Source organism: Hydrogenophaga atypica (assembly GCF_042665215.1).
In the GTDB taxonomy this organism is placed as follows: domain Bacteria; phylum Pseudomonadota; class Gammaproteobacteria; order Burkholderiales; family Burkholderiaceae_C; genus Hydrogenophaga; species Hydrogenophaga defluvii_A.
On the sequence record NZ_JBHTCA010000048.1, the window covers coordinates 1 to 11582 of the forward strand.

Genomic DNA, 11582 nt, shown 5'->3' on the forward strand with positions numbered 1-11582 from the left:
CAAGGAGGGAGAAGCTAAAACCAGATATTGGGTAGACTTATCCACAGTTGCTGATCCCAGAATCAGCAACCCGCCCTGGGTCAATATTGAATCGGCAGGGTGGGTCAATATTCAAATGGCGCCAACAACCTGGTGGACAAAGGCATTGCCCAACGCCAGGCGGCTTCCCGCTACCTGCACGACCTGGTGGGGTTGGGCGTGCTGCGTGAAATGCCCTTTGGCAAAGAGAAACTTTTTATTCACCCCAAACTGATGCAGCTGCTCAGCCGGGACAACAACCAGTTCCAGTCTTACGCTTGAAAGCGTCCGTGATGCGCTCAACCAACTCAAACCAGTCTCGGCAGCTCATTGGCATGCACTGCAAAAAGTGTGGACTTCAAAAATGCAGATAAATCAACAGGCCAGCCCCTGGCGTCTGTCCGTGGCCCCCATGATGGGCTGGACCGATCGCCATTGCCGTTATTTCCACCGGCTGCTCACGCGCCACACCCTGCTGTACACCGAGATGTTGACCACCGGTGCGCTGATCCACGGCAACGCGGCTCAGCACCTGCGCTTCAACGAGGAGGAGCATCTGGTGGCCTTGCAACTCGGTGGCAGCGAGCCGGCCGATCTGGCGCGCTGCGCCGTGATGGGTGAGCAGCGTGGCTACGACGAGATCAATCTCAACTGCGGCTGCCCGAGCGAACGGGTGCTGCGCGGCGCGTTTGGCGCGTGCCTGATGAACGAAGTCGCGCTGGTGGCCGATTGTGTGAAGGCCATGGTGGACGTGGTGGACATCCCGGTGACGGTGAAACACCGCATCGGCATCGACAAGATCGAGAGCTACGACTTTGCCGCCAACTTCGTCGGCACGGTGGCCGAGGCGGGTTGCAAGGTGTTCATCGTGCATGCGCGCAACGCCTGGCTCAAAGGCCTGTCACCCAAAGAGAACCGCGAGATTCCACCGCTGCGCTACGACATCGTCTACCGCCTCAAGCGCGAATTTCCGCACCTCACCTTTGCGATCAACGGTGGCATCAAGACCAACGCCGAAATTGCCGAGCACCTGCAGCACGTGGACGGCGTGATGGTGGGCCGAGAGGCCTACCACAACCCTTGGTTGATGGTGGATTGGGACGCCCAGTTTTACGGCGACGCACCGCGCGAGCTCAGCCGCGAGGCGGTGGAAGAAGCCATGGTGGCCTACATGGAACGGGCCCATGGCGAAGACGGTGTGGGCTGGTACTCGGTGGCCAGCCACATGCTGGGTTTGCGCAATGGCCTCAAAGGTGCGCGCCGTTGGCGGCAGGTGTGGAGCGATCACCACCTCAAACCCGAGCCGCCGCGTGAGGTGTGGCGTCTGGCGCAGCACAGACCGGAGCCTTTGCCTTTGGCGGCGCTGCCGCACGCGCCCACCCCGGTGTGATTTTGGCCTGACGCGGCTTCAGATGGCCGCTTCCAGCCCGTTGCTGAAATGCTCGCGCATGCGTTGTGCGGCCAGGGCAGGGTTGCGTGCCTGCAAGGCGGTCATGATGGCGCGGTGTTCAAGCAGGGATTCCTCGACGCGCCCGGTCTTGAACAGCGAGTTGTGCCGGTTGAGCTTCATGACCTTGCGCAGGTCGCTCACCATCTGATCGCGCCAGCGGTTGTTGGCGATGTCCAGCACGCGCATGTGGAACTGTTCGTTGATCTGGAAGAAGCGCTCACGTTGGCGCTCCGGATCGCGGCCGGCGGCCTCCAGCTCCTGGTGCAGGCGGTCGAGCTCTTTCAGTTGTTCGTCGCTGGCGCGCTCGGCCACCACCGCCACCGCGTCCGATTCGAGCAGGGACAGCAGGTGGTAAACGTCGCTCAAGTCTTTGTCACTCACCTCGGTCACGTAGGCGCCGCGCCGCACCTTCATGGTGATCAGGCCTTCGGCGGCCAGCACCTTGAGCGCCTCGCGCATGGGTGTGCGGCTGATGCCCAGCTCTTCCGCGATTTTGAGCTCGTCGATCCAGCTGCCCGGCTCCAGCTCGCGGTTGAAGATGCGCTGGCGCAGGCGCTCCGCCACCTCTTCGTAGAGGGCGCGCGGGATGATGGTGGCGTCAGGGCGGGTGTCGAACATGCGGAACGTGATTGTAGAGCAACTTAATTTTGCATCAATAATTATGAATCATGTAGAATCCCGGCACCCCTGAAAACCCTTGCCCTTGCCATGAGCACCTTCGAATTCAAGCCAACCAGCCTGTCCGACTGGGAAAAAGCCGCCGCCAAATCGCTCAAGGACAAGCCGCTGTCCAGCCTGAACTGGGTCACGCCCGAGGGCATCACGGTCAAGCCGCTGTACACCGCCGAAGACACGGCCACGCTGCCCCACACCAACACGCTGCCGGGTTTCGAGCCCTTCATTCGCGGCCCGCAAGCCACCATGTACGCGGTGCGCCCCTGGACCATCCGCCAATACGCGGGCTTCTCCACCGCTGAAGAATCCAACGCCTTCTACCGCAAAGCGCTCGCGGCCGGCGGGCAGGGCGTGTCGGTGGCGTTCGACCTGGCCACCCACCGCGGCTACGACAGCGACCACCCCCGCGTGACCGGTGACGTGGGCAAGGCGGGTGTGGCCATCGACTCGGTCGAGGACATGAAGGTTTTGTTCGACGGCATCCCGCTGGACAAGGTGTCGGTCTCCATGACCATGAACGGCGCCGTGCTGCCGGTGTTGGCCGGCTACGTGGTGGCGGCCGAAGAGCAGGGCGTGGCGCAGGACCAGCTGAGCGGAACCATCCAGAACGACATCCTCAAGGAGTTCATGGTCCGCAACACCTACATCTACCCGCCCGAGCCGTCGATGAAGATCATCGGCGACATCATCGAGTACACGGCCAAGCACATGCCGAAGTTCAACTCGATCTCGATCAGCGGCTACCACATGCAGGAAGCGGGCGCCAACCAGGCGCTGGAGTTGGCCTTCACCCTGGCCGACGGCAAGGAGTACGTGAAGACCGCCATCGCCAAGGGCATGGACGTGGACGACTTCGCTGGCCGCCTCAGCTTTTTCTGGGCGGTGGGCATGAACTTCTACCTGGAAATCGCCAAGATGCGCGCCGGCCGCCTGCTGTGGACGCGCATCATGAAGGGCTTCAACGCCAAGTCGCCCAAGAGCCTCATGCTGCGCACGCACAGCCAGACCTCGGGCTGGTCGCTCACCGAGCAAGACCCTTACAACAACGTGGTGCGCACCACCATCGAAGCCATGGCGGCGGTGTTTGGCGGCACGCAGTCGCTGCACACCAACAGCTTCGACGAAGCCATCGCGCTGCCCACCGAGTTCAGCGCCCGCATCGCGCGCAACACCCAGCTCATCATTCAGGAAGAGACCCACATCACCAACGTGGTGGACCCTTGGGCCGGCAGCTACATGATGGAGAGCCTGACCAACGAGATGGCGGAAAAGGCGTGGGCCATCATCGAGGAAGTCGAGAAGATGGGTGGCATGACACGTGCCGTGGACAGCGGCTGGGCCAAGCTCAAGATCGAAGCGAGCGCGGCCGAGAAGCAGGCCCGCATCGACTCGGGCAAGGACGTGATTGTGGGCGTCAACAAGTACAAGTTGGCCAAGGAAGACCCGATCGACATCCTGGAAGTGGACAACCTCAAGGTGCGCGATGGTCAGATTGCCCGCCTGCAGCAGATCAAGGCAACGCGCGACAACGCCAAGGTGCAAGCTGCCTTGGCCGCGCTCACGGCCGCCGCCGAGAGCGGGGAGGGCAACCTGCTCGACCTGTCCATCCGGGCCATCCGGCTGCGCGCCACCGTGGGTGAAGTCTCGGACGCGCTGGAAAAGGTTTTTGGGCGCCACCGCGCCGACACACAAAAGGTGACTGGTGTGTACGCAGCCGCTTACGACAGTGCCGACGGCTGGGAACAACTCAAGGCCGAAATCAACGACTTTGCCACCGCCCAGGGCCGCCGCCCGCGCGTGATGATCAGCAAGCTGGGTCAGGACGGCCACGACCGGGGCGCCAAGGTGGTGGCCACGGCCTTTGCCGATCTGGGTTTTGACGTGGACATGGGACCGCTGTTCCAGACGCCCGAGGAGTGCGCCCGCCAAGCGATTGAAAACGACGTGCACGCCGTGGGTGTCAGCACCCTGGCCGCCGGCCACAAAACGCTGGTTCCGGCCATCATTGCCGAACTGAAGAGGCAGGGCGCCGACGACATCATCGTTTTCGTGGGCGGCGTGATTCCGCGCCAGGACTACGACATGTTGTACGAGGCCGGCGTCAAGGGCATCTACGGCCCCGGCACCCCCATCCCCGCCAGCGCCAAGGACGTGCTGGAGCAAATCAAAAAGGCGATCGGGTGACACCTGAGGCCTTGTTCGAGGGTGTGGTGCGTGGCACGCCGGCGCAGCAGCGCCGGGCCATGGCCAAGGCCATCACCCTGCTCGAATCCACGCGGCCGGACCACCGTGCCCAGGGCGACGAGCTGTTGACCACACTGCTGCCCCACGCCGGGCAAGCGCTGCGTCTGGGCATCAGCGGTGTGCCCGGCGTGGGCAAAAGCACATTCATCGAGGCATTGGGTCTGTACCTGATCGCTCAGGGCCACCGCGTGGCGGTGCTGGCGGTCGATCCCTCGTCCACCGTGTCCGGTGGCTCCATCCTGGGCGACAAGACACGCATGGAGCACCTGAGCGTGCACGAGAAGGCTTACATCCGCCCGAGCCCCAGCAGCGGCACCTTGGGTGGCGTGGCCGAAAAAACGCGCGAGGCCATGCTGGTGTGTGAAGCGGCGGGCTACGACGTGGTCATTGTCGAGACCGTCGGCGTGGGCCAGAGTGAAACAGCCGTGGCCAACATGACCGACATGTTCTGCCTGCTGCAACTGCCCAACGCCGGCGACGACCTGCAAGCGATCAAGAAGGGTGTGATGGAGTTGGCCGATCTGGTGGTCATCAACAAAGCCGACATCGACCCCGACGCCGCCACCCGCGCCGAAGCACAGATCACGTCCAGCCTGCGGCTGCTGGGCCTGCACGGCCATCCTGAACACGCCCACCACGACACGGCCATCTGGCACCCCAAGGTGATCCAGATCAGCGCGCTGCTGGGCCAGGGTGTGGACAGCTTCTGGTCAGCCGTGTGTCAATACCGCGACGTACAAAACGCCAACGGCCGATTTGCCGCAAGGCGCCAGCAACAGGCCAAGGCCTGGATGTGGGAGCGCATCGACGCCGCCCTGAAACAACGCTTCCGCCAGCACCCACAGGTGCAGGCCCGTCTGGGCCCTGCCACCGACGCGGTGTTGGCCGGCGCGCTGCCCGCATCCACGGCAGCGCGTCAGCTGCTTGAACTTTTCGACTGAATTTTTCCGGAGACCCCTCATGCAAGAAATCCTGCAACAACTGGAAGCCAAACGCGCTGCCGCGCGCCTGGGTGGCGGCGAAAAACGCATTGCCGCCCAACACGCCAAAGGCAAGCTCACCGCACGCGAGCGGCTGGAGGTGCTGCTCGACGAGGGCACCTTCGAAGAGTGGGACATGTTCGTGGAGCACCGCTGCACCGACTTCGGCATGCAGGACCAGAAGATCCCCGGTGACGGCGTGGTGACGGGCTACGGCATGATCAACGGTCGCCTGGTGTTTGTGTTCAGCCAGGACTTCACCGTCTTCGGTGGCGCACTTTCCGAAGCCCACGCCGAGAAGATCTGCAAGGTGATGGACCAGGCGATGAAGGTGGGCGCGCCTGTGATTGGCCTCAACGATTCGGGCGGTGCCCGCATCCAGGAAGGCGTCGCGTCGTTGGGCGGTTACGCCGACGTGTTCCAGCGCAACGTGATGGCCAGCGGCGTGGTGCCGCAGATCAGCATGATCATGGGCCCCTCGGCCGGTGGTGCGGTGTATTCGCCCGCCATGACCGACTTCATCTTCATGGTCAAGGATTCGAGCTACATGTTCGTGACCGGTCCCGAGGTGGTGAAAACGGTGACCCACGAAGAAGTGACCGCCGAGGAGCTGGGCGGCGCCATCACCCACACCACCAAAAGCGGTGTGGCCGACCTGGCCTTCGAGAACGACGTGGAAGCGCTGCTGATGCTGCGCCGCCTCTACAACTACCTGCCGCTCAACAACCGCGAGAAGGCGCCCGCGCGCCCCAGCGGCGACCCGATCGACCGCATGGAGTTGAGCCTGGACACGCTGGTGCCCGACAACCCCAACAAGCCCTACGACATGAAGGAGCTGATCCTCAAGGTCGTGGACGATGGCGATTTCTTCGAGCTGCAACCCGACTACGCCAAGAACATCCTGATCGGATTTGCCCGCATGGACGGCCAGACCGTGGGCATCGTGGCCAACCAGCCGCTGGTGCTGGCCGGTTGCCTGGACATCAAGAGCAGCATCAAGGCCGCGCGTTTCGTGCGTTTCTGCGACGCTTTCAACATCCCGGTGGTGACCTTCGTGGACGTGCCCGGCTTCATGCCCGGCACGGCGCAGGAGTACGGCGGCATCATCAAACACGGCGCCAAGCTGCTGTACGCGTATGCCGAGTGCACGGTGCCCAAGATCACGGTCATCACCCGCAAGGCCTATGGTGGTGCTTACGACGTGATGGCCTCCAAGCACCTGCGTGGCGACGTGAACTTGGCGTGGCCGAATGCCGAAATCGCGGTGATGGGCGCCAAGGGCGCGGTGGAGATCATCTTCCGCGAAGACAAGAAGGACCCGGCCAAGCTGGCCGAGCGCGAGGCCGAGTACAAGGCCCGTTTCGCCAACCCGTTTGTGGCGGGTGCGCGGGGCTTCATCGACGACGTGGTTTTGCCACACGAAACCCGCAAGCGCATCTGCAGCAGAACGCCGGCACGGCGTTGGAAGTGGATCGGCAGGCCGCTGAGGTGCGCACGGTGGCCGAGTCGGGCGCACAGACCATGACGGCAGCGGTGGACTCGGTGGAGGCCATCCAGCGCAGCGCCCACCGCATGAACGAGATCATTGGCGTCATCGACGGGCTGGCGTTCCAGACCAACATCCTCGCGCTCAATGCCGCCGTGGAGGCCGCGCGCGCGGGTGAGGCCGGCCGGGGTTTTGCCGTGGTGGCCAGCGAGGTGCGTTCGCTGGCACAACGTTCCGGTGAAAGCGCGCGCGAAATCCGCAACCTCATCCAGACCTCGTCGTCGCAGGTGGAAACCAGCGTGGGGCAGATCCGCAAGGCCGGCGAGGGCATGGCCCAAATTTTGGGTGGCACGCGCGGCGTGTCGGCCAACATCTCCGCCATCTCCACCGCCAGTTCGGAGCAGAACACCAGCGTGCAGGAAATCTCCACGGCGGTGAAACAACTCGACGACATCACCCAGCGCAACGCGCAGATGGTGGAGGTGGCGGTGCGGCAGTCGGAAAGCCTGGAGACACGCGCCGCCTCGCTGTCCTCGGCCATCAACAGCTTCAAGCTGTTGCAAGGTGTGGCCGAAGAGGCCATGGCGCTGGTGGAGCGGGCCCACGCACACCGGCGCGGCGCGGGTTCGCTGGACAGCTACTTGCGCAGCCTGACCGACCGCGCGAGCGGCTTCTTTGACCGCGACATGTATGTGTTTGCGCTCACCGCCGATGGCACCTACGTGGCCTTCGGCGGCAACCCGGCCAAGGTGGGCACGCGGGTGCAAGACGTGCCGGGCATCGACGGCAACGCGCTGATTGCCGGCATCGTGCGCCAGGCCGAGGAAGGACCGGGCTGGGTCGAGTACGACATCGTCAACCCGGCCTCAGGCCGTGTGCAGGGCAAGATGTCTTACGTGATGAAGGTGGACGACGTCTACATCGGCTGCGGCGTGTACAAGACGCTGGCCTGACACTCAGGCCGCCACGGGCGGTGCGATCGTGTCGGTCAATTGGGTCGCAGGTACCGGGCGGCTGAACAGGTAACCCTGGAAAGCCGTGCAGCCCTGTTCCAGCAGGAAGTCGCGTTGTGCCAGGGTTTCCACGCCTTCGGCCACCACGCCCAGCCCCAGGCTTTTGGCCAGCGACAGGATGGTGCAGGCGATGGCGGCGTCGTTGGGTTCGGTGAGCACGTCGCGGACAAAAGACTGGTCGATTTTGAGCTGGTCCAGCGGCAGGCGTTTGAGGTAGCTCAGCGAGGAGTAGCCGGTCCCAAAATCGTCCAGCGAAAAACGCACGCCGATCAGACGCAGGGTGCTCATTTTTTCGATGGTTTCCTCGATGTCGCTGTGCAGCATGCTTTCGGTCAGTTCCAGGCGCAGCAGGTGGGGGTTGGCCCCGGTGGACTGGATGGCAAACATGACTTTTTGCACAAAGTCGGCGTCGCGGAACTGGCGCGCACTGACGTTGACGGCCATCGTCCAGAGGCTGCGTTCTGGGTCGGTGTGCCAGGCCGCCAGTTGGCGGCAGGCGGTGGTCAGCACCCATTGGCCCAAAGGCTGAATCAGGCCACTTTGTTCGGCCAGGGGAATGAACACCGCAGGCGACACCATGCCACGTTCGGGGTGGGGCCAGCGCACCAAGGCCTCCACACCCATGACCCGGCTGTGGGTGTTGACGATGGGCTGATAGAACACCTGAAAACGCAAGGTTTCCATGGCCTGGCGCAAGTCCCGCAGCATGGCGGCACGGGCATTGACCTCGTCCTGCAGCGCCGGGTCGAAGAAGGCGAGCCGGTTGCGACCGGCTGCCTTGGCGCGGTAGAGCGCCATGTCGGCCTGCTTGAGCAGTTCGTCTGCGTGTTCCTCGGCACGGTGAAACATCACCACGCCGATGCTGGCCGCTGCGTCCACCTGCAGGCCGTTGAAGTGGTAGCGCTCGGCCAGCGTCTCGCGCACTTTTTCGCCCAGGTCGCCGGCGCGTGCGGTGGCCATGGTGGCGTCGGCACCCAGGCCACCGAGCACCAGCACGAACTCGTCGCCACCCAGGCGGGCCACGGTGTCGGTCTGGCGCACACAACGCTGCAGGCGCATGGCCACCTGGCGCAACAGCTCGTCGCCCTGGAAGTGCCCCAGTGTGTCGTTGACTTCCTTGAAGTGGTCGAGGTCGAGCAGCACCAGGGCACCGAAATCGCCGCTGCGCGAGGCGTTCATGAGCGCAAGGTGGAGCCGCTCGGACATCAGGCGCCGGTTGGGCAAGCCGGTGAGGGCGTCGAAGAAGGCCATGCGCTGGGCCTCGTCCTCGGCGCGTTTGCGTTCGGTGATGTCGGCCCGGATGGCGATGTACTGTTCGGGAATGCCATCGGCGCCCACAAAGGGCACGATGGTGGTGTGGACCCAGTACAGCGAGCCGTCCTTGGCCCGGTTGCAAATCTCGCCGCTCCACACCTCGCCGCTGGAAATGGTGTGCCACAGGTTACCAAAGAAGGCCTTGGAGTGGTGGCCCGAGTTGATCAGTTGGTGGGTGCGGCCAATCAGTTCGCTGCGTGGGTATTTCGAGATGCTGCAGAACTTGTCGTTGACCCGCGTGATGACACCTCTTGCGTCGGTCACCGCCACGATCGCGTGGGCATCCAGTGCCGCCTTGAGTTCGGTGATCTCGCGCATGGACTCCAGCAGCTGTTTCTGGGTCTGTTCCTGCTCGGTCACGTCTTTCACGATGGCGACGGCGCCCACGATGTCGCCGCTGTCTGTGCGTTGCGGCACCATCCTGGCCTGCACATGCACCTGGCGACCGCGGAAGTTGACAAACGCAATCTCAAACGCCACCTCGCGTCCCCCCAGTGCCGACTCGATGTGCGGGCGGGCCTGGCTCATCAAGGCGTCCGGCAGCACATCGGCCATGCGCGCACCAATGATGTCGGCCACCGGGCGGCCGAGGTTGTTGGCGTGCACCGCGTTGACGTAGCGGTAGTGCAGGTTGGCGTCGATCTGCGAGACACCGACCGGGATGTTGTTGAGCACGGTGTCGAGCTGGCGTTCCTGTTGCCGCACCTGGCGCTCCGTTTTCGCCAGCCTGGCGTAGGGCTCACGCACCGCCACCTGGAAGGTGACGTGGTAGATGATGCCGAAGGACGCCACCTTGTAGAGGTGGCCAAACATGTTGAGGAAGTCCGACGGCGCGTTGTAGCCGGTGAAGGCCAGTTCGCCCACGCCCATGACAAAACAGGCGGTGCCCAGCCACAGCGCGTGGCCGCGGGGTTCGCGCCGGCTTTGGTGGAACAGCCAGCCGGCGGCGGCCAGGTTGGCCGCGCACAACACGTACTCGTAGCGGACCTTGAAGGGCGTCAGCCCCTGCCCGGGCACAAAGGTCTCGGGGAAGGTGTCCAGGTGGAAGCTGCCCACCCAGGTCAGCGCGACCACGGTGACCAGGCCCAGCAACAACCACAGGCCTTTGCTGCCCCCGATGTGCACCCGCGTGGCCAACCACCAGACGGTGAGCACCTCGAAGCTGCGCCCCATGAGCCAGAAGAAGATGGCTTTGGGTGTGCTCGATTCACTGAACAGCGCTGGCATGCCCGCATAAGACAGGGCGTGCATCACGTCGGCTCCGGCCACCACCGTGAAGCCGTAGATCAGCGCCTTGGACAGGTGGGCGTAGGCTTCGTCGCGGGTGTACCACGCGATGGAGACCACCAGCAGCGAGACGATGACCGAGAACAGCTCCAGCAGCAGGTGGGTGGAGAGCATGTGGCCGTGGCCCTGGCCAAACAGCGCAAACGGTGGCAGGGCACTGGCGACGGCCAGCAGCAGCACAGCCGCCAGGCAGGTGCCGACGGCCCAGCGGCGCTGGCGCTGCAACCTGGCCACCGACGGGGTGGGTGGGGGATGGCTTGTCATGTGGCGTCGGCGGGCGCCGCGCACCCGCCCGGTGTCATCGGGCAGGTGCGGTGATCAGAAGGATTCCCAGTCGCTGCCAGCGTCCGCCTTGGACACACCGACGCGGGGTGCGGCGGCGGCGGCGCGCGGCGCCGGCATGGACGGCTTGGTCTGGCGCGTGGGCGCCTTCTGGTTCAGGGGGGTGGGCGTGGGTTGGCGCGGCGCCGGTGCCGGTGCCGGTGCCGGTGCCGGTGCGCGCGCATGCGCTGTGGGGCGGGGGCTGGCGGCGTCGCCGTTGACCTTGAACACGGCCACGGTCTGCACCAGGTCGTCGGCCTGGGTGCGCAGGCTGGTCGCTGCCGCTGCCATCTCTTCCACCAGTGCCGCGTTTTGCTGTGTGGCCTGGTCCATCTGCTGCACGGCCTCGCCGATCTGGCCCACACCCGCGCTCTGCTCGGCGCTGGCCGCGCTGATCTCGCCCATGATGTCGGTCACACGGCGTATGCTGCCCACCACCTCTTCCATGGTGGTGCCGGCCTTGTCCACCAGGGCGCTGCCTTGCTCCACCCGGCCCACGCTGTCGGTGATCAGGTCCTTGATCTCTTTGGCGGCAGCCGCGCTGCGCTGCGCCAGGTTGCGCACCTCGCCGGCCACCACCGCAAAACCCCGGCCTTGTTCGCCCGCGCGCGCCGCTTCCACGGCGGCGTTGAGCGCCAGGATGTTGGTCTGGAAAGCGATGCCGTCGATGACGCTGATGATGTCGGCGATCTTGCGCGAGCTGTCGTTGATGCCCTTCATGGTGTCTACCACCTGGCTGACCACCTGGCCACCTTGCACCGCCACGGTGGAGGCGCTTTGGGCCAGCTGGTTGG

The 11582-nt window shown here is 64.5% G+C and carries 9 protein-coding genes; 6 read left to right on the forward strand and 3 right to left on the reverse strand.

All coding sequences use genetic code 11. The features are described 5' to 3' along the window. Positions 1-99 precede the first annotated feature (99 nt). Both ACFQPB_RS23185 and dusA read left to right on the forward strand, forming a co-directional pair. A complete protein-coding gene (locus ACFQPB_RS23185; protein WP_382228612.1) occupies positions 100-300 on the forward strand; it encodes a hypothetical protein in 201 nt (66 codons plus the stop codon). A gap of 82 nt (positions 301-382) precedes the next feature. Next, positions 383-1408, forward strand: coding sequence for a tRNA dihydrouridine(20/20a) synthase DusA (gene dusA / locus ACFQPB_RS23190; protein WP_382228614.1), 1026 nt, complete (start codon positions 383-385; stop codon positions 1406-1408). Positions 1409-1426: 18 nt separating this feature from the next. Here the strand turns inward: dusA and ACFQPB_RS23195 are convergent, their stop codons facing one another. Continuing rightward, a complete protein-coding gene (locus tag ACFQPB_RS23195) occupies positions 1427-2086 on the reverse strand; it encodes a GntR family transcriptional regulator (RefSeq protein ID WP_382228617.1) in 660 nt (219 codons plus the stop codon). A gap of 90 nt (positions 2087-2176) precedes the next feature. Between ACFQPB_RS23195 and scpA the strand changes: the two genes are divergently transcribed. The 4 genes from scpA to ACFQPB_RS23215 are packed head-to-tail and all read left to right on the forward strand — an operon-like array spanning position 2177 to position 7806. Continuing rightward, complete coding sequence (gene scpA, locus ACFQPB_RS23200; protein WP_382228620.1) at positions 2177-4327, forward strand: methylmalonyl-CoA mutase; 2151 nt, start codon at positions 2177-2179, stop codon at positions 4325-4327. Beyond that, positions 4324-5328 carry a methylmalonyl Co-A mutase-associated GTPase MeaB gene (gene meaB / locus ACFQPB_RS23205; RefSeq protein WP_382228623.1) on the forward strand — a complete coding sequence of 335 codons (1005 nt, stop codon included), beginning with the start codon at positions 4324-4326 and terminating at the stop codon, positions 5326-5328. The genes scpA and meaB overlap by 4 nt, the downstream gene beginning before the upstream one ends. A 19-nt stretch (positions 5329-5347) precedes the next feature. Beyond that, positions 5348-6892: an acyl-CoA carboxylase subunit beta gene (locus tag ACFQPB_RS23210; RefSeq protein WP_382228625.1), complete on the forward strand. Its 1545-nt coding sequence runs from the start codon at positions 5348-5350 to the stop codon at positions 6890-6892. After that, positions 6835-7806: a methyl-accepting chemotaxis protein gene (locus ACFQPB_RS23215; RefSeq protein ID WP_382228631.1), complete on the forward strand. Its 972-nt coding sequence runs from the start codon at positions 6835-6837 to the stop codon at positions 7804-7806. The genes ACFQPB_RS23210 and ACFQPB_RS23215 overlap by 58 nt, the downstream gene beginning before the upstream one ends. A gap of 3 nt (positions 7807-7809) precedes the next feature. Here the strand turns inward: ACFQPB_RS23215 and ACFQPB_RS23220 are convergent, their stop codons facing one another. Then, entirely contained in the window at positions 7810-10731 is a 2922-nt protein-coding gene (locus ACFQPB_RS23220) for a bifunctional diguanylate cyclase/phosphodiesterase (protein ID WP_382228627.1), read from the reverse strand. A 54-nt stretch (positions 10732-10785) separates the two neighbouring features. Beyond that, on the reverse strand, positions 10786-11582 hold a 797-nt coding region (locus tag ACFQPB_RS23225; protein ID WP_382228629.1), incomplete at its 5' end, for a methyl-accepting chemotaxis protein.